This is a genomic window from Corynebacterium sp. HMSC074C04 (genome assembly GCF_001838295.1).
GTDB lineage: Bacteria > Actinomycetota > Actinomycetes > Mycobacteriales > Mycobacteriaceae > Corynebacterium > Corynebacterium amycolatum.
Genome location: NZ_KV836272.1, coordinates 812,538 through 834,843, shown reverse-complemented (window position 1 = coordinate 834,843; position 22,306 = coordinate 812,538). Strand labels below are relative to the sequence as shown.

Genomic DNA, 22,306 nt, shown 5'->3' with positions numbered 1-22,306 from the left:
GCACTAAAGCACACGAAACGCGGTCATGATCCATGGCCGCGTTTTTGCTGTTCCGCGGCGGAACGTGCCCGTGAACGCGCGAACGCGCGGACCGACACGGCAACTACCCAGGAATTCGACCTTTTTGCCGTCCGCTGAAGCGCTGGCGTGGAAGGATTGCAACGCGACACCTTTGAGGCTGGTGTTTTTCGACAGCGTGAGTATCGCAGCGTGAATAATCGGGTCGATGTTGATACGACGCAAATCGTTGACTCGCCGGCGACCCGCGATAATGTCGAAGACGCGGCGAGTAATCGTGCCAAGCTCCTGTCTCAGATTCTGCTCACAGTGCTGGACGACGTGCGGTGTTTGCGGCGTCTTTTTTGCCGCAGGAGTGGCCACGGCGGGCGGTAATGCCGTCATGACAGCGGTCCCGGAAGCAACGGAACATCCGCTATAGGTCGGTGCCACTTTTGCGGTTGGAGAAGTGGCGGCATTAGCTGACTGGCCAAGTTGAATTGTGTGGAGAAGCGAAAAGCCCGTTGCTGGTTCGATGAATTCCCTGTCACTGGATCGGTTCTCAGCGGCGTGCGACAGCGCGTAAGGCATCGGCGCCTGCGATGTTGGTACGTGAGACGTAGGTGCCATGGATTAATCCCCCTAAAAACTCTCCATTGGCAAGTTCCCCCCTTGCTGAAGACCATTGTCCTACAAGTGCTTTAAGTGTGCAGCTTGTGAAGGGGAATTCACGGCTGGCATGGGGGTGGGGAGAAGATGCAGCCGCGAAGTGGGCTGAGTGTCTCGCTGTTAATAGCCCTATAGGTTTCCGTCAAAGCCGTTCTGGTCGTCTATAAATTGGCGTAACGAACAGCCAATTAACACGCTGAACTGGAAAAAAGGCAAACGTGCAGGTCATGCGATAAACTACAGGCCATGCGCGGAATGATTATCGATTACTGTGGTGTCCTCGACGGTACGGATGAAGACCAGGCACGTTGGCGTAATTTGCTGGTAGAGGCGCGTGCAAATGGTGTTGGCCTGGCAGTCCTGTCGAATGACCCAGGTGGCCCATCAGCGGATCCGATTCGCAAGCTCGAAGATGAGGGCCTGGTAGACGCAGTTGTGCTCTCTGGTGAAATTGGCCATGAGAAGCCTTCGGCAGAGGCTTTTAATGCAGCTGCTGCGGCTATTGAACTGCCGGCACGGGACTGTGTGTTGGTGGATGATTCGATTGAGAACATCCATGCTGCCGTCTCTAACGGCATGGTGGGAGTCTTCTATCAGCAGTTCGACCGCGCAGTGGTCGAGATTGCCGGTCTACTGGGGCTCGAGGGCGAGTTCTAATGCGTGTCTATATCCCAGCGACTTTCTCCATGCTTGAGGCGCTGAAGGAGGATGAGCTCTTCCACGCCCGCGGTGGTTGGGGCTTTGCTGTCACTGAGGCGCTGCGCGATTTCTTTACTGAGGGCGATGATGAGGAACTGGCAGATGTGGCCTTTGATGAGGCTGCGCGTGCGTCGCTCCGTCTGCTCGATGCTGCAGAAGAGAAGTTCCCGCACCGCCGAGTAGTCATTTCCGTCGATGTGGAGGCGGAACCGCAGTCGGATATGGGCGATGCTGTCGTTAAGGTCGGCGGCCCAATTTCGCTTGCCGACGTTGCAGCGCTCCACATTGATGTGGAAGAGGCGGAAAGCAAGGTTGAGGCTGCAATTGAAGCCGTCGATAAGGCAGATCTCGGTGACGAGGATGCGGAGCTCACTGTCGGCGATGCGCTGGAGATTCCGCTGGCGTGGTATGACGTAGCTGAGCTCGGCATGGTGGTCGACTTCCTGTAGTAGCGCGTGCTTGGTGTTGAAGAAGGGGACTGGGTTTGGAACCCAGTCCCTTTTTGTATGGCACAAGTTTTTTCTGCGGGGGTATATAAGGCGGGATTGTTTTGTGTGGATAAGCTCCATGTCAAAGGGGGCGCTTCGCAGGAAAGCGGGGGTAATGACAATTTCGCTATTTGTGTCAAAATCATTTGCTTCTCTTGACCAATAACTTACCACTCCGTAGTCTACGTCTAAGTAACCTACGGGCACGTAATAATGGATTGGGCGGGGATTGCCCGCTGATGAACAGTGTTATTACTTGTTCTCCCGTGACAGTCAGGAGGGTCAAGAATGGGACTTAAGACCAAAGTTTCCCGGGTATTCAAGCATTTATCCACGCCACTTTTGCCCGATGACTACACGCAGTTGCTAAATCCGCTGTGGTCAAGTCGCGAGCTGCGCGGTCAGATTGAGGCCATTAATCCCACATCTCCTACTTCAGCAGAGTTGATAATCCGTCCGGGTTGGGGGATGCCAACAGACTTCAAGTCAGGTCAGTTCATTGGACTCGGCGTAGAGGTCAAGGGGAAATACCTGTGGCGTTCCTACTCACTGACAAATGCACCGCGGCCTCATGATGGGCTGCTGACTATCAACATTCGTGCACTTAACGACGGCTACGTGTCCCAACATCTCGTCGCCAATGTAAAACCGGGTACTGTCGTCCGCCTGGCTGCCCCGGCTGGGGATTTCCATCTTCCGGAGCCACTCCCAGCCCGTATTGCGTTTGTTACCGCAGGCTCCGGCGTAACTCCTGTGATTTCCATGCTGCGTGATCTTTCAGCTCGCAATGCATCAGTGGAAGTCGAACACATTCACTCCTACCGCGGCGAGGCAGAAGCTGTGTTTGTCAACGAACTCCGGGAGCTGGAACAGCGCAGCGCTATTAGCGCGTTGAAGTATCGCCTGCATGCCTGGAATACGGAGACGCAGCCGCGGATTGACGCTGCTGCGGTTACCGACATCATTGCTGACTTTGGAGCGCTGGCATCGTCGGCAAGCGCCTATGCCTGTGGTCCGGTTGAACTGCTGAAAAGCCTTGAGTCGGAGTTCCCCGAGCTGCGGACGGAACGTTTCACCGTTGACCGCTCGGCGGCGGAGGAGGCCGGTGGCACGGTGAGTTTCGGCAGCCGAGGAGATGTCGACGTAGACGGTGCAACCACCATCCTGGAGGCGGCCGAGCGCGTCGGGGTCGACCTGCCGTACGGCTGTCGGATGGGAATTTGTGCGACCTGCGTGCAGCAACTCTCCGACGGCGCAGCGCGGGACATCCGCACCGGTGCGACGTTTGTGGCGGGCGAGCGGGTCCGAACGTGCGTCTGTGCGCCGGCGGGGCACGCGCGTATCGAACTGTAAGTTCGCCCCACATCTATCTCAACCTGCATTAACCAGGAGAAACTACCTAAAGGAGTTGGGACCCTTCCCATGGCAATTTCCGATATCGCATCGTATGCGCACTTGAGCGAAGAAGACGTCGCAGAGATTGGGCGTCGGTTTGCGGAAATCGAAAAGCAACACCGCGATTCGCTGGGGCAGAAGGATGCTCGCTACATCCGCACGCTCATCCGCATTCAACGCACCCTTGAGGTGACTGGTCGAGGTCTGCTGATGGTACCGACCGCAGGCATGGCCCTGAACAAATTGGGGCTGCTGCCGAGGTCGTGGAAGAACACCGCACACTGGGGTTTCAAATGGGCGGGCATCTCAGCGCTGGGGCTGGCAAAGATTTTGGAAAACCTCGAAATCGGCCACAACACCATGCACGGTCAGTGGGACTGGATGAATGACCCCGAGATTCACTCGGCCACCTGGGAGTGGGACAATTCCTGCCCATCGAGCGGGTGGAAGCACTCCCACAACTTTGTCCACCACAAGTACACCAACGTGTTAGGTATGGACAACGATGTGGGATACGGCATTCTCCGGGTGACTCGTGACCGCCGTTGGAAGCCATCGACGCTGTTGCAGCCGGTGACAAACGTGGTCTTGGCCAGCCTTTTTCAATGGGCAGTGGCTTTCTACGACGTTGAGCTCGGGCGTGTGTTTGCAGGCAAGAAATCCTGGGATGAGGCCCGGCCGCAGCTCATGGAGGTTCTCAACAAGTCGGGGCGCCAGGTGATCAAGGACTACGTTCTCTTCCCGGCGATGGCGGGTCCGCGTTACCGCGAAGTGGCATTTGCGAATATGATGGCCAACCTCGCCCGTAATCTGTGGGCCTACGCTGTCATCTTCTGCGGACACTTCCCGGATGATGCCGAGACTTTCACCAAGGAGCAGTACAACACCGAGGACAAGAGTGAGTGGTATTTGCGCCAAATGCTGGGCTCGGCGAACTTCCACGGTGGGCTGGCGTTGTCGGTGCTCTCGGGAAATCTGAATTACCAGATTGAGCACCACCTCTTCCCAGACATGCCATCCAACAGGCTCGCGCAGATTTCGAAGCAGGTTCAGCAGATTTGCCGAGAATACGACCTGCCATACAACACGGGGTCGTTCCCGAAGCAGTTCTTCCAGGTCCAGCGCACACTACTAAAGTTGTCGCTGCCGGATCGCTTCTTAGTCGCTGACCCGGACAACGCCCCAGAGGTGCGTTCGGAGGCGGCGTTCAAGAAGTATCCGCAGGTTGAAGCGGAGCTCCAGTCCAGTTCCCCGCAACGCAAGGGCTTAGCGACGGGCCTGCGAATGCTCCGCCGTCTTCGCCCAGGCGTCCGGGAAATTGTCCGAGCCTATACAGGTCGCTCAACGCACACTGCTGGGCGCGGTTAGCCCTCGACCCGCTTGCGGACTGCAGCTGCGGCTGCCGGTTCGCGGTTCCATGGCATTGATTGTTTGTGGGGGAGCCGTAGCCAGGCGCGAATTATGGTCACAGTTAGTGTCGCAGTTGCACCAGCGAGGAAGAGCGCTAAGTAAGCCGAGGAATTCTGGCCGGTAAACTCCACGGTCACGATCAGTGCGAAAAGTGGAGCTGCCATGGACGCCGACAGGAAGGCCGCCGCGCCGAGAATTGCAAAGTCGCTCAGCGGAATTGAGGGCATCAATGGTTGTACGAAGCAGCCGATGATGAAACCGCTGAGCGCGCCAAGGGCAAAGCCGGGAGTTAACAGACCACCGACGGCACCCGAACGAAAAGTAACTAGAACCGCGACAGTTTTCGCGATCAGCAGCATGACCGCAAACCCCAGCAGTGGGCGATCCATGAGAACTGTGGTCGCAGCGATGCGGCCGTTGCCCAATACTTCTGGAATCCATAGCGAGATCACACCAACTAGCGTGAACGCGAGGGGGATGGCCCAGGCAGAATGCCAGCCAGTCGGTGCCTTGTCTAACACCCGCGAGCTGAGAATGCGAAATGCGTAGCCAATGGCGCCGCAGATAACGCCGAGGAGCAGTGCCGCACCGAGGTTGCCCCAGCCGTCTGAGAGATTGATTGGGCTGTAGAGCGGGCTACTGCCGACCACGATGCCCGACGTCACCGTGGCAATGGCTGAACACGCCAGTACCACCATCACCGCGGTAATGCTCAGTGAGCCCAGCAGAATCTCCAACGAGAAAACCGCTCCGGCCAGCGGGATGTGATAAATCGCCCCCAGGCCGGAACCGGCCGCTGCTGCGACCAGAATACGGCGGTGTAGCGGATCGATGCGTAGTCGATGCGACATCTGCGAGGCCACCATTGCACCTAGCTCACGCGGGGCATTCTCGCGTCCCATGGATGCACCTGCGGCTACGGTCGCCATCTGTAAAAACACATTGACAAGAGTCGACCACACAGGCATGAGACGGCCGTGCATGCCCGCCTCAACGCTTTCAATGGGCTTCGCCTTTGTGCGCAAAGCAGCCCACATTGGTCCTGCAATCAGCCCCGCCAACACGATCCCGACAAAGCGCTGTAGGCCGGTGGTGCCATCGGTCACGACCGCTACGTCACCCTCGTGCTGCCCGTAGACCGCGTACTCGATTCCGTGCATAATCAGCGCGAGCCCGGCTGCTCCGAGCCCCGTCGCAAGACCCACGATAAGTGTGTAGATGCACAGTCGAATCCAGCTGCCGGGAGCGGGGTAGAGACCGGAGTCCTCTTTGTTCGACTCAGCACTTGCCGAGGCTTCAGAGGACGACTCCGCAGAATTGGTGTGGCTAGTCTCTTTCAATGTCCAGCTCCCAGTCCTCGTTGTCGCTGATAGCGATCAATAGACGACGCACTGCCATCGCTCGACGGTGCTGAACTCCCTCCAACTTGTCCAGGGCGCACTCTGGATCCGCGGGTGGTCCCAAATGGGTGCAACCACGTGGGCATTCATCTGTTGCCGCCTGGATATCTGGAAACGCCGCCAGTAGCGTCTCCGGTGTCACATGAGCCAGGCCAAAGGAACGAATGCCCGGGGTATCAATGATCCACGAGGGCGCGCTGTTTTCGCTTTCCGACGGCAACATCAGCGCCACCGACTGCGTGGAGGTATGGCGGCCCTTACCCACACCACTGACTTCGCCGGTCTCACGGTTGGCTTCGGGAACAATCCGGTTGACGAGGGTTGATTTCCCAACACCGGAATGCCCAACCAAAGCTGTCACTCGTCCTGGAACATCGATGAGCTCTGACAAAGGAGCCAAGTTATCGTTAATACCGCAGACAACGACATCCACTCCGAGTGCGGAAAACTCCCCGGCAAATTCCTCTGGGTCAGCCAGATCAGACTTAGTCAGACAGAGCACGGGACGGACACCGCCGGCGTAGGCCGCGACCAGCGCGCGTTCGACAAAACCGGTGCGGGGTTCAGGATCGGCGACTGCACACACAATGAGCAGCAGGCTGGCATTGGCCACGACAATGCGCTCATACGGGTCATTGTCATCGGCGGTGCGACGCAAAACCGTGCTGCGCTCTGCCAGCTTGACGATGCGGGCCAGTGTGCCCTCACGGCCGCTGACATCGCCGACGACACCGACACGGTCACCGACAACGATATTGGTGCGGCCGAGCTCGCGGGCACGCATGCATGTCACTGCAACATCAGCGTTGTTATCGAGGACTACACCCCAACGACCACGATCCTTGGTCACCACCATGCCCCAGTGGGCATCGGCGTGGCTGGGGCGATCCTTCGTCCGTGGCCGAGACCCTCTACCGGGGCGGATGCGTACATCGGACTCGTCCCATTGCCGTCCACGCCTGCGTGCCGCCACTGTTATTTCCCTGCCTCGGTTCCGTTCTCCATGCCATCAAGTCGAGTGTCGACCGACTTTTCCAACGAGCTAGGGCTGGGGGAGGCCAGTCCGAGCATCTCCAGCCAGCGCAGGTCGAATCCAGGCATGGTCTTAGCGGTGGTACTGATGTTTTCGACTTCCACGTCCTCCGTGCGCAGGCCAACAATGGCACCAGCGGTGGCCATTCGATGGTCGGCGTAGCTGTGCCAGAGGCCACCGTGGAGCGGAACGGGGTCAATCGCAATGCCGTCGTCAAGCTCCGTAGCGCGACCGCCGAGGCGGTTGATTTCCGTGGTGAGCGCGGCAAGACGGTTGGTTTCGTGACCGCGCAAGTGTGCAATACCCGTCAGCTCGGTGCGGGTGGTGGCCAGGGTGGCGATGGCAGCGACCGTTGGGGTCAGCTCGCCAATCTCGGACATGTCCATCGTGATTCCGCGCAGCTCCGACGGCTTTGGACCCACGACGGTGAGGCTGGTGCGGCCGCCCTCGTGACGGTTGAACGTCACAGTAGCGCCCATAGCGGTGAGGATCTCGCGGATGCGGTTGCCCGGCTGCGTGGTGTGCTCTGGCCAGTCGGGCACGGTGACGCTGCCACCAGTGACAGCCGCAGCGGCCAGGAAGGCGGCAGCGTTGGACAGGTCGGGCTCGATTTGCCAAGTACGACCCATCATTTCGGTGGGGCGAATGGTGAACGTTGTGCGTGATCCCTCAGGTGCGTCGGCCGTGGTCTCCTCGATCTGCACACCGGCCTCGCGAAGCATGTCCAGGGTCATGTCAATGTGCGGGCGGGATGGAATCTCACCGGTCGGGTGAAGTACGAGGCCACGGCCATAGCGCGGCGCTGACAGCAACAGGCCAGAGACGAACTGGCTTGAGGCCGAAGCGTCAATTTCCACTTCGCCGCCGATGTCCGGCAGATCTTGCTCTTGGACCGAGTCACCGAGGCGGTTGCCCTGGTTCGGACCCTGTGGATTGACCGTGAAAGGAAGCCCATTTCCAGTGATGTTCACACCGAGGCCGCGCAGGGCATCCAGCACGGCCGACATCGGGCGAGCCTTGGCCTCTACGTCGCCCTCGAAGAACACCGACCCCTGCGCAAGAGCTGCGATAGGCGGCACGAAGCGCATAACCGTACCTGCAAGGCCACATTCCACGACACCACCGCGGAGCATGCGTGGAGTGACACGGAGCGTGTGGTTCGGGGCACCCGAATATGTCGAGTCGGCACTGATGTCAGTTCCCAAGGCCTGCAGTGCGCGAATCATAAGATCGGTATCGCGAGAGCGCAGAGCACCATGGATAACCGATGGGGTCGAAGATAGCGCCGCGATGACAAGAGCACGGTTCGTAATCGACTTCGAGCCGGCAATCTGCACCGTGGCGCTAAAAGGCTGTCGACCGGATTCGGCACCGTCGACACTTACAGTAGGGGCGGACCAATTCTGATTTTGGGAACACACACAACCAATTATGGAACACTTTCACTCCATACCTCGACTAGAGGGGGAGTCATCGGCACAATCAGTTGGTATGTGTGGTCGTTTCGTCAATTTCGCAGTCGCCGAAAAGCTGCTCAGCACCACGGCTGAAATTCCCGGTTTGGCGCCCGTGCGTGCCGACGGCCCGTTGCCCACCTCCCGCTACAACATCGGCCCGACCATGCCAATAGTTGCTCTTGCCCGCGAGCATCCCGGCCGCACAGGAACCATTGCAGCCGCCGTGCGCTGGGGTTTAATTCCGCAGTGGGCCCGCGAAGTGCCAACGACACCTTTCTTCAACGCCCGTGCGGAAACCTGGCAGTCCAAACCGACTTTCCGGGACGGCCTTCCCTGCGCAATCCCCATGAACGGTTGGTATGAATGGAAAAATCGCCAGCCCTACTTCGTCAGCTTCGGTGATGATGCACCGCTTTTCACCGTCGCGGGTCTGTGGGCACGCTGGGGAGATATAGTCTCCGCCACAATTCTCACCACCGACGCCGTGGGACAGCTCGCGGATCTGCATCATCGTATGCCGCGCGTGCTTGCCGACGACGAAGTCAGCGATTGGCTGGATCTCTCGGCCTGGGCAGCAAACGGAGATGTTGGCGTGACCAGCGCCGAGGTGGTGGACAAACTGACCATCCGACCGGTCAACCGCGCCGTCGGCAATGTTGCGAATGAAGGGCCGCACCTGTTGGATGAGCCCGATGGCGCGGTACCCGGCCACAACGAGGAGCTGTTTTAAGGCCGTATCAGCGGGGAGGTTGCAGGAGTAGCCGCAGGATTAGCGGGCGATGTCGGCGACCGTGGCGTCGCAAAGCGAAACCAAATCAGCGGGTGACAGTTCGATGTCCCACCCGCGGCGACCACCGGAGACGAACACAGTGTCGGAGAGAGTGGCTGTCTCATCAATGACGGTGGGGAGCTTGCGGCGACCGCCAAGCGGGGAGATGCCGCCGGGAATGTAGCCGGTGGCAAGTGACGCGTCATGGGGGTCGGCCATCGTGGCCTTGGAAGCCCCGATAGCCGCGGCGGCGGCCTTGAGGTTGAGCATTCCGGTGGCGGGAACGACGGCGATGGCCAGCCCAGTGCGTTTGCCGGATAGCTCGATAATGAGAGTTTTGAAGATGCGTTCGGGCTCGATGCCGAGGTGCTCTAGCAGCCAAGAGGCGGCCTCTTCGCCGAAGTTGTCGCTGCCGTGGGGGAATTGGTGAACGTGGAAGTCGATTCCGGCGTTCTGACAGAAGGCGATGGCCGGGGTGGCGGCAGCGGATTTTTTGGCGGACTTCTTCGACATAATTTCCCATCGTTGCACATCAGCGCAATTACGCTACGAAATGCCTGGTGACGGGGGTCTGCCGACTCGTGGGTGCGGATGTTTTAGGATAGGTAGCATGTCAGGTGATCAGACAGGAACATCGGCCATCCGGACTGATGAGTCGGATGAGGAGCTTGCGCAGCGCTTTGAGCGTGATGCCATGCCGCTTTTGGATCAGCTCTATGGAGCGGCGCTGCGGATGACACGCAACCCCGCCGATGCCGAAGACCTGGTGCAGGAGACCTATATAAAGGCTTTTCAGGGCTTCCGCTCCTACAAGCCGGGCACGAATCTGAAAGCATGGCTCTACCGCATTCTGACGAATGCGTACATCAACAACTACCGCAAGGCGCAGCGTCGTCCTGCCGAGTACGCCACCGATGACATCACCGATTCACAGATCGCGGAAACCGCGTCGCACACTTCGATAGGGCTGCGCTCTGCTGAGGTTGAAGCGCTGGAAAAGCTTCCTGACGAGGAAATTCGTGACGCTTTGATGAGTCTCAAAGAGGATTACCGGATGGTGGTCTACTACGCCGATGTCGAGGGATTGCCCTACAAGGAAATCGCCGAAATCATGGGCACACCCATCGGAACTGTGATGAGTCGGCTCCACCGTGGAAGAAAACAGCTCCGAGACGCGTTGCACAACGTAGCCGTGGAACGTGGATTCTTGAAAGAAGAGAAGGGAGATTCTCCGCGATGAGCCGAGAGTCGAGCCAAGATATGGAGCAGACGCCAGAGCGCGGGCACGCCTGTGAAGATGCTTTCTGTCAGGATGTCCACTCGCGCCTACACGCATTTTTGGATGGCGAGTGTGATTCGGAGGAGCGCCGCTTTCTCGAGGAACACATTCACAAATGCCCTCAGTGCTTAGAAGAGTTCGGTTCCGAGCAAGCTATCCGACGGCTGCTGCGCCGGTGCTGCCAGCAACCTGCCCCTGAGGACCTCCGCCAGCGCATTACCACCCGCATACGCGTGTCCTATACGCGGGTGGAGTACCGCAGGTAGTTGCTGGCGGCTAGGTTTTGGCGTGTATTCCTTTGATGCTTAATGCGATGTTTCGTAATGCGGTAGTGCGAAATACGGAAAATCCCAGGTCATGGAGATGTGGCCTGGGATATTTTTGTGGAATTATTTGTGGAGCTAAGGGGAATCGAACCCCTGACCTTCGCATTGCGAACGCGACGCTCTACCAACTGAGCTATAGCCCCATTACTTTCGAGCAACCTAGCTGGAGCTCCTGTAAAAGCTCTATTTTTAGACGTTACTCCCGGTGGGGTTTGGGCTCCAAACTCGCTGGTAGTGATCTGGCGGATGGTTAATCCTGAAAAGCGAGGATGGGGTATCGAAGAGGTATCGAAAAGGTGCAGAAAGTGACTAGGTTTATGACAAAAAACCGCGGGTGAATTCAATTCACGTGTCATAAACCTAGTCAGTTTCAGACCTGCTACCCGTTGAGCTCTCCATTGGAGACACAAAAACTCCACCTCGTCCTTCGATGCAATACCGAGTTGTGTCGGGGGTGGAGTGAGATGTCTTAGCCAGTGATGGCTAAGGCTGCTGTAACTAAGGGCAACTTAGCTGTTCGGACGCTTGCCGTGGTTAGCCTTGTTCTTACGGCGGTCCTTGCGCTTACGGCCACGCTTGCTCATAGCTGGGCTCTCTTTCTATCGGGTTAAACAGGTATCAACCGGTATAGATTACACGGTAAGGGGTAAGTCTTTTAATTAGACTGCGGTGCTGGTGCGAGTGCGACGAGTGCGGCCGCGGTTGCGACGGCGCTTCAGTGCGCGACGCTCGTCCTCGCTCATGCCGCCCCAGACACCTGCATCCTGGCCGGTCTCAAGTGCCCAAGCCAGGCACTGAGCGGTAACGGGGCAGCGGTTGCAAACGACCTTGGCCTTAGCAATCTGGGCGAGAGCCGGGCCGGAGTTACCGACTGGGAAGAACAGCTCCGGATCCTCTTCACGACAAACGGCCTTGTGACGCCAATCCATGACAAACTCCTAAAACATTACGAGCCCCGGGTGAGGGCAGGGTTAAATTTCCTTGCGGGAAGGCAGCTCCGGAAATGGATTTCGTCAGACACGACAAATCGCCGTATCTCAACGAGGGTTGGGGTTCATTCCCGGTTGCCCAGGGGTATTAGGCATCTTGGGAGGGGCTACCTGTTGCATCACCTATGCGACGTGAAAGGTAGTGGGGACTCACCAAAGAGTTTGCGCCTAAAAAGGCGAGACTTGCATAGTTGCACATCCAGTGAACTGCGGGCCTGTCTCGCTGACGGTTTACATGTTTTCACGACTGGAGCGGTTCGTAAAGAGCAAAATGAATAAAAGTGCCAAACCTCACAGAAAAGTGAAGTTTTGGTTAAAACGCCAGGTCAAAACTAGCCTCTTGTGGGGGTGATTTTAGTTTTGGTAATTGCAGTAGTGAGGGTGTATGGCGCGTTTTTGTTGGCTTGTCAGTAAACAGTTACAGCTTAAGCCGGGTTTGCCTCGGTCTTTTGGCTTGTACTGAACAGGCGGCGTGTGCGATCCATGGCCTTTTTGGTCACCACAACGAGCAAGCGCTCGTCCACGGGGCGGGTAGCGACCTTCTTGGTGAACTGGTCCTCGGTGTAATCGTCGGCACGCGCCACAAAATTGATTGCGCCTTGCTTAACGCGGATGTTGAGGGAATCGCGCTGATTGATGTACTCGCCGTCCAATTGGAGACGAAGTGGAGCAGTAGCGGTGAGCTGGATGTGCTGAGCGTTGTCAACGCGTCGTTCGCGGGCTTCTATGTGGAAGGGGGAGCGCAGTCGGGTGAAGAAACCGGCCAAATTGGCTGCGGCGACAAGCCCCGTCACTCCCTTTAAAGAAGTGAAGCCATAAAACCCCAGGCCCCTGCGCAGTGACACAGTGGGGTTGGTGACGATGGGGAGGTCGCCGAGGAATGTCCATGGATTGGAGTTGGACACCACAGCCATTGCGAGATCGCGGCCAAATTCCTTGCCGTCGATAGTTGCGGTGATTTGTGGCGGGCTTTTGCGCAACTCGTTCCATGCGGTGAAAATTGCCGGCAAATAGCGCACGGCTTTGGCGCGGGTGCCGTTATGTCGGAGCTGTTCCATGGTGGAAATGACTTCCGCATCGATGCCGATACCGGCATTGACGACGAAGCATCGCTCTGCTGCATGTCCAACGCTAATAGCGCTGCGGGTTCGGGAGCGCAGCAGGCTTGCGATGTACCACGCGGCATCTACGGGGTCGCGGGGAATGCCCACCGCACCTGCCAAGACGTTGGCGCTGCCTGTGGGAATTGTTGCGATGGCAGGCAGGTCAGTGGCAGGCAGTGCGGAGAATGGGTTGGAGTACATGAGCCCATTGACAATCTCGTTAATGGTTCCGTCGCCGCCGAGGGAAATAATGACGTCGTAATCGCGAACCGTTATTCCCGCGACCATTTCCTCAGCATGGCCGGGGTAAGCGGTGAACATGGATGTCAAGCGGATCCCATCGACTGAGCGAAGCGCCCGCACAATGCTGGGCATGCGTCGAGCAGAGTTACTGGTCGAATTCGGATTGGAGATTAGCAACGCACGCACAGGCACCAAGAGTAGTGCATGAATAGACCTGTGATGGGTGCATTGGTCGACTTGCCTCCAGAGTGTATTCATCGGTTCTCACCGGGCTAACATGTAGGGCGTGAGTAACCAGAAAAACAGCAGCAATGCGTCCAAATCGCGTACTACTGACCAGCTTGCGGTAACTGACGGGCCGATGGCCGCACCTCAGGTTGTCGTGGTCGGTGCGTGGATCGGTGTCGCCGAATGTACCCTCGGTCTGGGCTACGGAGTCTTCCTTCTGATTCGTGATTTGATGGGGTACCGCGACGAGGTCGCGGTCATTTCCGGTTGGGGTACCGCGCTGTGGTTCCTTCTCATTTTTGGCTCTGTTCTCGCTGGTGCGATTATGTTGCTGCGTGGCGCCCGTTGGGGGCGCGGGCCGATTATTATGCTCAACCTCTGCTTGCTGGGTGTGGCCTATTACATGTTCCGCTCGAGCGCTTTTCTGCTGGCTCTGCCGACGGCGGCAGCTTCAATTGCGGCGCTGGTCTGTATGTTTAGTCCGAAGGCGATTGACTGGGCTGCCCGCTCTTTTTAAATTTCGATGACGAACGCGTCGACTGACTCACCGCGCTGAACCAGTAGCGTGTCACCGACAACTGCAAGACGCACGGGCAGTTCCGGCTTGTCCGCATCATTTGCATGAGTGGACTTCGCAGCTGCAGGCAACGGGAGTGTGCCGATAATTTCGAGAGTTGAGGCATTCAATACCGCGACTCCGTCAGCGACTGGCATGAAAACATGCTCACCCCATGGAGCTGGGGTCCCTGTGGCCTCAGGAAACTCGAAATCCGGTGCCAGGGTGCTCGGACGGAAGCCAAGTAATCCACGTGGCGACCACCACGTCATGTGATGGGGGAGATCCGTTGTAAAAGGCGCACGCGGGGCATCGCCGTCGGAGTTAGCTTCAGCCGGTGCTGGACGCAGGGTAGTCTCACCCAGCGCCAATTCAGTTAGCATCGTGCCGTCCATACGAAAAACGCGGATGCGATTGTCTGCCAGTACCGCTGCCGTGTCCTGGCCAATCGATACCAGCGACATATCTGCAGTTACTGGACCAAGGTCAATATCGCTCTTGACTTCTGGTTTCCGCGATTCCTCCGGATTTGCCACCTGCATGACCAGGCGTCCGTGACCATCGCAATTGTTTACAACGGCCAGCAGCTCCACGCGTGTGAGCGCACTGATAATCGAACACTCTGGATGTGGCTGCATCTTCGGTTCCGGGGATGCTGGAATCTTGCCGTACTCGACTACTCGGACCAAGTCAGAACGCCACAGCTCCAGGAATCCAGAGTCGTAGACACCCGCGTATGAATTCGAGCGCACGGCGGCAGGGCTGTCAGCCGCAATCGATTTTCGGGTCGCGACATACTGCCCCGAATCGGGTTTGAGTGCAACGGTCTCACCGCAGCCAGCTGCCCCACGAAAAGTCGCGAAAACTTGGCCATCACTGCCCGAGAGCGCACACAGCGGAATATCTCGTCGATAGTGCCAGCGCTCCGTGCCGTCGTTAAGCGAGATAGCATGCACGCCCCGGTCCTCAGCAACGATGAGGGAGTTGTCCATCACCAGTGGCGCCGGGGAGATGGTGTGCGTGCTTGCGCTTGCCGACGATTCGGTGGACCACACCGGCCGGAGAGTATGTGGCATTGCCTCCGGATCGTTCGCAGCCGGGGCTTGCATTGCCGAGCCGGCAGAAGCCGTCGTTTCAGTGTGATCGACCTTGCGGGCTGGGGAAGCGAACCATGTCCAACCGATGACTAGCACTACGGCGATGATGAGAATGACTGATGCGATTCGATTTCGACGCAGTCGGGTCTCTGCAGTAGTGGGCTCAGCGTTGGCTTGTGGTGACTGCAGCACGGTTGGAATGTCCTGTCGACGAGTGGTCGTGGAGAGAAGTGAGGCGGGGGAGTTGGCACGCGCAGCAGTTTAGCGGCGACGATGAGAATTGGAGTGGCCGTCCCGCCGTGAGTTTCGTCCTTGGCCGCGATTGCGATGATGAGGCTGTGAGCGGTTGTTTCGCGGACCTCTTCCACCACGCCCGCGAGGTGGTCGGGAACCCAACACCGGGCGGGCTGGCCCGACCTTCTCATCGATTCCCTCGGGGATGTCAAGAGCTTCGGCGAGCTCGGGGGAGGTGGAAAACCACGTCGGAATCTCGGCCATGTCCAGGTCGAGAGCATCTGAAATAGCCTTCCACTTTGCGGTCTCATCCCAGCCGACGAGCGTAACGGCGACACCGCTGTGTCCCGCGCGTCCGGTGCGGCCGATGCGGTGGACATAGGTCATTTCGTCATCGGGCACCTGGTGGTTGATGACGTGGGTGACATCGTCGATGTCGATACCGCGAGCCGCGACATCGGTTGCGACCAGAACGTCGACATCGCCATTGCGGAACGCCGTCAGTGAGCGCTCACGTGCAGGCTGGCCCATATCGCCGTGGACGGCGGTGACCAGGAAGCCCCGCTCGCCGAGCTGCTCAGCAACGGAAGCGGCACCACGCTTTGTACGAGCAAAAATGATGGTGCGACCACGACCGTTGGCTTGCAGGATGCGGGCAATGACTGAAACCTTATCCATTTGGTGCGATTGGAAAACAATCTGCTTAGTGGTCTCATGGACTGTGGCCTCTTCCTCGCCTGATTCAGCGCGGATGTGCACCGGACGATTCATAAAGGTACGTGCGAGAGTCAGAATTGGGCCCGGCATTGTTGCCGAGAAGAGCATGGTCTGACGTTCATCCGGCACCGCAGCCAGAATCTTCTCGATGTCCGGCAGGAAACCCAAGTCGAGCATTTCGTCGGCCTCGTCGAGAACCAAAATTTTTACGCCTGACAGCTCTAGATTATTGCGCTGGTAAAGATCGATGAGGCGACCCGGAGTGCCGACGATGATGTCCACGCCACGGTCTAGCTGTTCAATCTGTTCCTCATAGGGGCGGCCACCGTAAATGGTGCATACACGCAGATTGGTTGAGTGCGCAGCGCGGGCTAAGTCCTCGCCGACCTGCACGCATAGCTCACGGGTGGGGACGACGATGATTGCGCGGGCAGTGCCATCCGGTTCTGGAATGCGGGCGTCATCAAAGACGCGGTCAATGAGGGGGACACCAAAACCAAGAGTTTTTCCCATGCCAGTACGGGCTTGGCCGATGATGTCCGTGCCGTCGAGCGCCAAGGGCAGCGTCAGTTCCTGGATGGCAAATGTGCGGTTGATTCCTTCGTCGGCGAGTGCGTCGCAGATTTCCGCGGCGACCCCCAATTCGACGAATGTCGGGGACTGGGACTCTGCCACGGCGACTCCTTTGCTGTTTGTAACCTCACGTGACACGACGGCTTAATCGGTCTCTCTAATCCTAGCCGCTTTGGGAATGGTTATGATGTCACCTATGGACATCACTATTGGATTTGCAGACAATACGCGTGAGCTGAGCATTGAAAACGTCGCTGGTGGCGAGGAGGTCAAGGCTGCGATCTCCCAGAAGCTGGCTGCTGGCGAAGGTGTGATTGAGCTCAGTGACGGCGCTGGTCAGGAGTACCTGATTAATGCTGACAAGGTTGCCTACGTCCGTACCGGTAATAACGCAGACCGTAAGGTTGGCTTCTTCGCCTAATGACGCAAGAACCCTTTCTCGTACGCATTGCAAGGAGTTGGGGGTGGCGAGCCTATGCCATCCCCGTACTTGTGGTGCTCACAGTCATCATTCTCTTCGACATCTTCACTGCTGAAGATGATTCTTCAGGTTCCGGCAATGGCACTGTTGCCTCGCAGAGTGGCAACAGTCGCCCTGGTCCGGTGCCCGGTGAGGGGTACGGTGATGGCTACGAGGGAGGGCAGTTGCCACCTGGTCCGGCCTTTGCCACGGAACCCTCGGGAAATTTTAAAGATGTCACCGTGGCGCATCCCCGTGTCGGGGAGGGGCGCCGCAATGCGATCAGGTATTCCGTGGAAATTGAAGACAACATTGATGTTCCTTCAATTGGTGGCGAGCGCGCCTTTGCGGAGACGGTGAACTCGATTCTAGCCGATCCACGTGGCTGGACAGCTAATCCAGATTTTTCTTTCGAGGCAGTGCCTCGCGATCAGGATCCGACGATTGTCGTGCAGCTTTCCGCGACTGGAACCGCACATCAGCTGTGCGGAAACACCTTGGGAATGGAGACCTCCTGTTACCTGTCTGGGCAGCGGGAAGGTGAGCCTGGGCGCGTGGTCGTCAGTATCGCCCGGTGGGTTCGAGGTGCCCTGCCTTTTGAGGGGGACCTGGGGTTGTATCGCCAATACCTTATTAATCACGAGGTTGGTCACGGACTTGGGTACGCGGTTCACGAGCCCTGCCCGAGGGACGGCGGTGTCGCGCCAATCATGATGCAGCAGACCCTGAGTGTGTCGAACGATGAACTGCACGAAATCGACAGCAGCGAGGTCTATCAGGTCGATGGCAAGACGTGTTCTGCCAACGGCTGGCCGTATCCATTTGGGGCGGACGACGATACGGCCGCACCGACTCAGAAAGCAAGGTAGTAGCAGATTATGATTGCCACTCCTCCCGACCGTGTTTTAGAGGCCTTTGGTGCCGAGGGTGAGCCGCATCGTGCCGAGCGAGCTTGGGACAATGGCTGGGTCTACGATGATTCCATTGTCCTTTCGCCGGTACATAATTCGGCGCAAGCGCTGTGGTCTGCAAAGGTTCGCAGCGCGCTAGATGTCGATGGCGTCCGAGTAGCGAAATCCGTGCGTACTAGTGACGGCCGCTTGGTCATTGCTGGGTGGCAGGCCCGTCATTTCATCCCGGGGGGATTCGCGCCACGTGCCGATGAAACCATTGTTGCCGCTGGTCGCGTGGAAGAGTCGCTTGCCAGTATTGAACGGCCGCAGTTCCTCCTTGATAAGGAGCCCGATTACTTTGTCATGTGTAATCGCGCAGCTTGGGAATCTGACCCAATCGGCATCCTCGAGCAGCTTCTCGACGCGGATAGCGTCCCCCGCGCCGATTGCGCCGAGGCTCTCACAATCTCCGGTGATCTTCTCCAGTTGCGGGCAGAGATGGTTGTGCCAACGGAGCTTCTGCAGGTCTGTCACGCAGACCTCGTCGGCACGCTGCTTTACGACGGCACGGCCGCCCCAGTTCTCACCGATATCGTGCCAGCATGGCGTGTCCGTGGTTGGACAGCTGCCTTAGCGGCAGTGGATTGTCTGTCCATGATGGGTGCTGATGAAGAGCTACTGCGACGCTTCGATCATTTGCCGGATTTCGGTCAGTTGCTCGTTCGTGCGATGTGCTATCGACTTTTTGTCCACGCTGTTAGTCCAGAATCGCAGCCGGGTGCGTATCGTGGCCTGTTCCGTGCGGCTTCGCTAGTCCGCGCGTTTGTGTCTAAGTAACGCCTGGCAGTATTCACGGGAGTTTTTGGGGCGGGGGTATTTTTACCTCTATTTCGAATGGGTGTTCGAGTGTCTGTCCGGAGGTTGTGCCACAATGGTGCACATGAACGTAGATGGAATGCCGAAGGTTCGGTTCGTCCAGGAGGAACCGCCTTGTCGTCGGCAGTGGTTGGGTACTGCGGTAGAGGCGCTTTTCCCTTCCCATAATCGGGCGCTCGTGGTAGCGAACAAGCTTGTAAACCAGCCTGTTGTGCGCGTTTTAGGCGGCCCAGGGACTGGCAAGAGTTCGCTGCTGGCAGATCTCGCGGTGGACTACATGCACTCGGGCATTCCGGCGGACAGCATTTTGGTGGTGTCACAGTCAAAAGAGGCCGCCGCGGAATTGAGGCGGAATATTGACAGGCGTTTTTCCTCTGAACTGGGGGAAGGCGGTTCGTTCGGGGCAGGTCAAGGTGGCATGGTGCGTGCCGTGCATTCACTTGCCTATGCAGTAGTACGTGATGCCGCCGTCAGTCGGGGAGAGCCTGAACCATCGTTGACCACTGGTGCACGCCAAGATGCTGTCGTGCGGCAGCTTTTGGCCGGTCATGCGGAAGATGGTGGTGCGTATTGGCCAGAGCGGTTGCGCCCGGCTCTTCCATTAGTCGGTTTTTCCCGTGCGGTTCGTGACTTTCTGCTGCGTGCAGCTGAGCGGGGGATTGATGCCCCGAGGCTTCAGCAGCTCGGCGTGGACTATGGCATTGAGTCGTGGTGTGCGGCTGGCAAGTTTATGGCGGAGTATCAGCAGACTATGCGGTTGGCGTGGGAGCCCAGCTTGAACGCTGCAGAGATTGTCTCTGCGGCATTGATGGAGCAGGATACAGACGCGCAAGCACTGGCTCGGTGGGGAAAGTCGGTGGTGCTGGTCGATGATGCCGAACACCTATCGCCGGCGGCTGCGCGTCTTGTGGATCGGTTTGTGTCGCAGGCGGCGGTGGCCGTCATTACTGGTGATGAAGATCAATCGGTATTTCACTTCCGCGGTGCTAATAATGACTATCTCCGGGGGATTGGTGAGGTCGAGTACAAGGCAATCCACTTGCAGCAGTCTTACCGCTGTAACGCTGATATCGCGGATTTAGTCAACGCAGTTTCTCAGCGCTTGCCTAAGGCTCCTGCATACCGCGGCATTGTTGGTTCAGTTGGAACACAAGAAGCTAGTGAATCCGACGTTGGAAACAACAGTGAGACCGTCGCAGCGGAAAACTCGTACGCAGCGAAAAGTGCAGTAAAAATAGCTATTCATCCCTCTGAACGTGCACAGCGAGCCACAGTCGCGGACTACTTCCGGCGCCTTCATATTGACGAGGGGGTGGCATGGAAGGATATGGCGGTCATTGTCCGGTCCGGTGCAGGGGAGTCCTCTCTGTTCCGTGCATTGTCGCGTGCGGGTGTGCCTGTGCAGATTGACCCAACGGACATCGTGCTAAGTCATCAGCGATTGGTGCGAGCGCTGATGGTGGCGTTGCGGGCAACTATGAACCAGCTCGATGACGTGGAGTGGGACGAGTTCCTCTCCGGCCCACTGGTCAACATAGATCCGATTGTCAAAGAGCGTCTGCTGCGCGGAATCCGAAAGGCCGACCTGTTCGGCGGGGCCGCGATGACTCAGCTCATCGGAATCTTGAAAGCAGATGGACTCACAACAGAGCAGCTGGAACTTATTGAGTCTCTGTCGCAGCGTGAACGTCAGGCGCTGCAGGTGCCGCTGGATCTATTGAGCGCAGCGCGTGAAGCGTTGCGTGATGGTGTGGAAGCAACTTTGTGGGCAATTTGGCAGTCCACTGGTTTGGCAGACCATCTGGTGGCGGCATCGTTGCGCGGCGGTACAGCTGGAGCATCGGCTGACCGCGACCTGGATGCTGTGATGGCACTGTTCGACTTTGCTGGTGACCGTGTGGAGCTGAATCCAAAGCTGACGGTTGACGGTTTTATCGCTTCTGTGGAAGAACAGGAGCTGCCCATCGGCGCACGTGACCGTAGCGGGGTAGAGCGCGACGCCGTGCGCATTCTCTCAGCGCATGCGGCTCTGGGCAGGCAGTGGAAGGCAGTAGCAGTTGTCGGAGTACAGGAAGGCCAGTGGCCCAGCCTCGGTGTAACTGGCTCGGTGATGAAGCAGAACGAGTTCATCGGTCTCGTCGACCACGGGATTGCACCGCGGGAGTACATCAATTCCATGGCGGATGCGCTAGCGGAGGAACGTCGTTTGCTGCACGTCGCGGTATCACGGGCTAGCGACAGGGTACTGCTGACCGCAGTCGATTCTCCTGATGATGTTGGAGTTCCCAGTCCGTTTGTTATCGAGCTCGTTGAAAAGCTCGGTAATTCGGGGACGGAGCTGGCGAAGCAGTCGGAAGCCTCTTCGGCTGCGAACGGAGTCGGGGCTACGGCTAATGAAGCAAACACCGGCAATCCGGATGTTGCAGAGGCAGAAGAATCCAAATGGGCCGGTGAAGGCCTGCCACGGGTGCTCTCTGTGGAGTCACTGCTGGCAGAACTGCGTGCAGCCGTTGTAGACGATGCGGAGACTGAGACGCGGCGTCGACAAGCTGCACGTCAACTCGCGCGATTGGCGCAGGTTGAGGTTGCTGGCGCACATCCAGACACCTGGTGGGGGCTCCGTGCACCGTCGACCTCGAAGCCGGTAAATGACAAGAAGCCGATGAGAATCAACCCTTCCAAGGTGGAAGCAGCCCTGAGTTGCCCGCTGAAGGCCATGCTGGATAAATCAGCACCGACATCGGCCATGTATTTAGGCTCTCTACTTCATCAGGCGGTAGAAGCCGTAGCCAAGGGAGTGACTGTACCTGAGGCGCAGTCCGAAATCCGGCGTGTTTTTGGTGACCTGTCCGATGATCCGGAGTGGCGTAAGCGTACTGAGGAAGACACCTGGTTGACAGCGCTGGAGGATTGGCAGCGGTGGATTGAGACTAAGAAAGATATCGGGACCGAGGTTCCGGTAAAAGTCACCATCAACGATGACATCGTGATTGTCGGACGAATCGACCGATTGATTGAAGACGCTGATGGTGCAGTTCAAATCGTCGATATTAAAACCGGTAAGACAGCGCCCTCCGGTAAAGACGTAGAAGAACATGCACAGCTAGCTACATATCAGCTGGCGTTGTCGAAGGGGAAGCTCGTTGAAAGCGGAGATGGGCTTGCTGTGGACAACGGCGAAGGCATTGAACAATCAGGGGCATACCTGGTATTTCCGCGAAAGTCACACAATAAGACCATTATCACTAGTCGAGAACAGTCAAAGCTCACGGAAGACAAGTTGGCTGACTGGGAGCGTCGTGTGGAGCAGGTAGCACGTGCGACGTCTGGCCCGCGTGCCTTGGCGCTCGCTGGTGATCATTGCAAGTTCTGCACCCTTTCGAAGGCGTGCCCGGCAGCAGAAGGGAATCGGTAG

The 22,306-nt window shown here is 57.9% G+C and carries 22 protein-coding genes and 1 tRNA gene; 12 read left to right on the top strand and 11 right to left on the bottom strand.

Going from position 1 to position 22,306, the window contains the following annotated elements; genetic code table 11:
- Positions 1-3: 3 nt before the first annotated feature.
- Positions 4-627, bottom strand: coding sequence for a hypothetical protein (locus HMPREF3011_RS08055; protein WP_052155585.1), 624 nt, complete (start codon positions 625-627; stop codon positions 4-6).
- Positions 628-912: 285 nt separating this feature from the next.
- Between HMPREF3011_RS08055 and HMPREF3011_RS08050 the strand changes: the two genes are divergently transcribed.
- From HMPREF3011_RS08050 to HMPREF3011_RS08035, 4 genes are all read left to right on the top strand, one after another.
- Positions 913-1,323, top strand: coding sequence for an HAD-IA family hydrolase (locus tag HMPREF3011_RS08050; protein WP_038627918.1), 411 nt, complete (start codon positions 913-915; stop codon positions 1,321-1,323).
- Positions 1,323-1,814, top strand: coding sequence for a DUF6912 family protein (locus HMPREF3011_RS08045; protein WP_038627920.1), 492 nt, complete (start codon positions 1,323-1,325; stop codon positions 1,812-1,814). The genes HMPREF3011_RS08050 and HMPREF3011_RS08045 overlap by 1 nt, the downstream gene beginning before the upstream one ends.
- Positions 1,815-2,141: 327 nt before the next feature.
- A complete protein-coding gene (locus tag HMPREF3011_RS08040; RefSeq protein ID WP_038627922.1) occupies positions 2,142-3,206 on the top strand; it encodes a flavin reductase family protein in 1,065 nt (354 codons plus the stop codon).
- Between the two features lie 69 nt (positions 3,207-3,275).
- Positions 3,276-4,616, top strand: a complete 1,341-nt coding sequence (locus HMPREF3011_RS08035) for a fatty acid desaturase family protein (RefSeq protein ID WP_038627925.1) — start codon at positions 3,276-3,278, stop codon at positions 4,614-4,616.
- On the opposite strand, the gene HMPREF3011_RS08030 is transcribed toward HMPREF3011_RS08035, so the two are convergent.
- The 3 genes from HMPREF3011_RS08030 to aroA are packed head-to-tail and all read right to left on the bottom strand — an operon-like array spanning position 4,613 to position 8,512.
- Positions 4,613-5,998 carry a chloride channel protein gene (locus HMPREF3011_RS08030; RefSeq protein ID WP_038627927.1) on the bottom strand — a complete coding sequence of 462 codons (1,386 nt, stop codon included), beginning with the start codon at positions 5,996-5,998 and terminating at the stop codon, positions 4,613-4,615. The two genes, HMPREF3011_RS08035 and HMPREF3011_RS08030, sit on opposite strands and share 4 nt — an antisense overlap.
- Positions 5,985-7,031 (bottom strand): ribosome small subunit-dependent GTPase A, encoded by a 1,047-nt coding sequence (rsgA, locus tag HMPREF3011_RS08025; protein WP_038627929.1) that lies wholly within the window; start codon positions 7,029-7,031, stop codon positions 5,985-5,987. Before rsgA ends, HMPREF3011_RS08030 begins: the two co-directional genes overlap by 14 nt.
- 2 nt (positions 7,032-7,033) lie before the next feature.
- Positions 7,034-8,512, bottom strand: coding sequence for a 3-phosphoshikimate 1-carboxyvinyltransferase (gene aroA / locus HMPREF3011_RS08020; protein WP_080972919.1), 1,479 nt, complete (start codon positions 8,510-8,512; stop codon positions 7,034-7,036).
- Positions 8,513-8,582: 70 nt separating this feature from the next.
- Here aroA and HMPREF3011_RS08015 point away from each other — a divergent pair, with 70 nt between their 5' ends.
- Complete coding sequence (locus HMPREF3011_RS08015) at positions 8,583-9,278, top strand: SOS response-associated peptidase (protein ID WP_038627934.1); 696 nt, start codon at positions 8,583-8,585, stop codon at positions 9,276-9,278.
- Positions 9,279-9,317: 39 nt separating this feature from the next.
- On the opposite strand, the gene ybaK is transcribed toward HMPREF3011_RS08015, so the two are convergent.
- Complete coding sequence (gene ybaK, locus HMPREF3011_RS08010) at positions 9,318-9,830, bottom strand: Cys-tRNA(Pro) deacylase (protein WP_038627936.1); 513 nt, start codon at positions 9,828-9,830, stop codon at positions 9,318-9,320.
- A 97-nt stretch (positions 9,831-9,927) separates the two neighbouring features.
- On the opposite strand from ybaK, the gene HMPREF3011_RS08005 reads away from it, so the two are divergent.
- Together HMPREF3011_RS08005 and rsrA are read left to right on the top strand one after the other, a co-directional pair.
- On the top strand, positions 9,928-10,557 hold the full coding sequence (locus HMPREF3011_RS08005) for a sigma-70 family RNA polymerase sigma factor (RefSeq protein ID WP_016422221.1): 630 nt from the start codon (positions 9,928-9,930) through the stop codon (positions 10,555-10,557).
- A complete protein-coding gene (rsrA, locus tag HMPREF3011_RS11660; protein WP_016422222.1) occupies positions 10,554-10,862 on the top strand; it encodes a mycothiol system anti-sigma-R factor in 309 nt (102 codons plus the stop codon). The genes HMPREF3011_RS08005 and rsrA overlap by 4 nt, the downstream gene beginning before the upstream one ends.
- Positions 10,863-10,992: 130 nt before the next feature.
- On the opposite strand, the gene HMPREF3011_RS07995 is transcribed toward rsrA, so the two are convergent.
- The 4 genes from HMPREF3011_RS07995 to HMPREF3011_RS07985 form a co-directional block, all read right to left on the bottom strand.
- A tRNA-Ala gene (locus HMPREF3011_RS07995) sits at positions 10,993-11,065 on the bottom strand.
- 366 nt (positions 11,066-11,431) lie between these two features.
- On the bottom strand, positions 11,432-11,506 hold the full coding sequence (locus tag HMPREF3011_RS11655; protein WP_014300525.1) for a 50S ribosomal protein bL37: 75 nt from the start codon (positions 11,504-11,506) through the stop codon (positions 11,432-11,434).
- A gap of 75 nt (positions 11,507-11,581) precedes the next feature.
- Positions 11,582-11,851, bottom strand: coding sequence for a WhiB family transcriptional regulator (locus HMPREF3011_RS07990; RefSeq protein ID WP_005511107.1), 270 nt, complete (start codon positions 11,849-11,851; stop codon positions 11,582-11,584).
- Between the two features lie 485 nt (positions 11,852-12,336).
- Entirely contained in the window at positions 12,337-13,443 is a 1,107-nt protein-coding gene (locus HMPREF3011_RS07985) for a diacylglycerol/lipid kinase family protein (RefSeq protein WP_246821476.1), read from the bottom strand.
- A gap of 100 nt (positions 13,444-13,543) precedes the next feature.
- Between HMPREF3011_RS07985 and HMPREF3011_RS07980 the strand changes: the two genes are divergently transcribed.
- Entirely contained in the window at positions 13,544-14,002 is a 459-nt protein-coding gene (locus tag HMPREF3011_RS07980; RefSeq protein WP_224786648.1) for a hypothetical protein, read from the top strand.
- Here HMPREF3011_RS07980 and HMPREF3011_RS07975 read toward each other — a convergent pair.
- Positions 13,999-15,330, bottom strand: a complete 1,332-nt coding sequence (locus tag HMPREF3011_RS07975) for an Rv3212 family protein (protein ID WP_070841369.1) — start codon at positions 15,328-15,330, stop codon at positions 13,999-14,001. The two genes, HMPREF3011_RS07980 and HMPREF3011_RS07975, sit on opposite strands and share 4 nt — an antisense overlap.
- 69 nt (positions 15,331-15,399) lie before the next feature.
- The gene (locus HMPREF3011_RS07970; RefSeq protein ID WP_049182189.1) at positions 15,400-16,764 is read right to left on the bottom strand and encodes a DEAD/DEAH box helicase; all 1,365 of its coding nucleotides are present in this window, start codon (positions 16,762-16,764) and stop codon (positions 15,400-15,402) included.
- Positions 16,765-16,858: 94 nt separating this feature from the next.
- On the opposite strand from HMPREF3011_RS07970, the gene HMPREF3011_RS07965 reads away from it, so the two are divergent.
- From HMPREF3011_RS07965 to HMPREF3011_RS07950, 4 genes are all read left to right on the top strand, one after another.
- A complete protein-coding gene (locus tag HMPREF3011_RS07965; protein ID WP_065423001.1) occupies positions 16,859-17,083 on the top strand; it encodes a DUF3107 domain-containing protein in 225 nt (74 codons plus the stop codon).
- A complete protein-coding gene (locus HMPREF3011_RS07960) occupies positions 17,083-17,991 on the top strand; it encodes a DUF3152 domain-containing protein (protein WP_070841368.1) in 909 nt (302 codons plus the stop codon). Before HMPREF3011_RS07965 ends, HMPREF3011_RS07960 begins: the two co-directional genes overlap by 1 nt.
- Positions 17,992-18,000: 9 nt before the next feature.
- Positions 18,001-18,852, top strand: coding sequence for a TIGR02569 family protein (locus HMPREF3011_RS07955; RefSeq protein ID WP_049182185.1), 852 nt, complete (start codon positions 18,001-18,003; stop codon positions 18,850-18,852).
- A 103-nt stretch (positions 18,853-18,955) separates the two neighbouring features.
- Positions 18,956-22,306, top strand: coding sequence for an ATP-dependent helicase (locus HMPREF3011_RS07950; protein WP_246821475.1), 3,351 nt, complete (start codon positions 18,956-18,958; stop codon positions 22,304-22,306).

Bases quoted from the DNA above. Each gene is read 5' to 3' on its own strand.
- ybaK (WP_038627936.1), bottom strand. From the start codon at position 9,830: ATGTCGAAGAAGTCCGCCAAAAAATCCGCTGCCGCCACCCCGGCCATC.
- HMPREF3011_RS08040 (WP_038627922.1), top strand. From the start codon at position 2,142: ATGGGACTTAAGACCAAAGTTTCCCGGGTATTCAAGCATTTATCCACG.
- HMPREF3011_RS08005 (WP_016422221.1), top strand. From the start codon at position 9,928: ATGTCAGGTGATCAGACAGGAACATCGGCCATCCGGACTGATGAGTCG.
- HMPREF3011_RS07950 (WP_246821475.1), top strand. From the start codon at position 18,956: ATGAACGTAGATGGAATGCCGAAGGTTCGGTTCGTCCAGGAGGAACCG.
- HMPREF3011_RS08015 (WP_038627934.1), top strand. From the start codon at position 8,583: ATGTGTGGTCGTTTCGTCAATTTCGCAGTCGCCGAAAAGCTGCTCAGC.
- HMPREF3011_RS08055 (WP_052155585.1), bottom strand. From the start codon at position 627: ATGGCACCTACGTCTCACGTACCAACATCGCAGGCGCCGATGCCTTAC.
- rsrA (WP_016422222.1), top strand. From the start codon at position 10,554: ATGAGCCGAGAGTCGAGCCAAGATATGGAGCAGACGCCAGAGCGCGGG.
- HMPREF3011_RS08050 (WP_038627918.1), top strand. From the start codon at position 913: ATGCGCGGAATGATTATCGATTACTGTGGTGTCCTCGACGGTACGGAT.
- HMPREF3011_RS07965 (WP_065423001.1), top strand. From the start codon at position 16,859: ATGGACATCACTATTGGATTTGCAGACAATACGCGTGAGCTGAGCATT.
- HMPREF3011_RS07955 (WP_049182185.1), top strand. From the start codon at position 18,001: ATGATTGCCACTCCTCCCGACCGTGTTTTAGAGGCCTTTGGTGCCGAG.
- HMPREF3011_RS07990 (WP_005511107.1), bottom strand. From the start codon at position 11,851: ATGGATTGGCGTCACAAGGCCGTTTGTCGTGAAGAGGATCCGGAGCTG.
- HMPREF3011_RS08035 (WP_038627925.1), top strand. From the start codon at position 3,276: ATGGCAATTTCCGATATCGCATCGTATGCGCACTTGAGCGAAGAAGAC.
- HMPREF3011_RS08045 (WP_038627920.1), top strand. From the start codon at position 1,323: ATGCGTGTCTATATCCCAGCGACTTTCTCCATGCTTGAGGCGCTGAAG.
- HMPREF3011_RS07960 (WP_070841368.1), top strand. From the start codon at position 17,083: ATGACGCAAGAACCCTTTCTCGTACGCATTGCAAGGAGTTGGGGGTGG.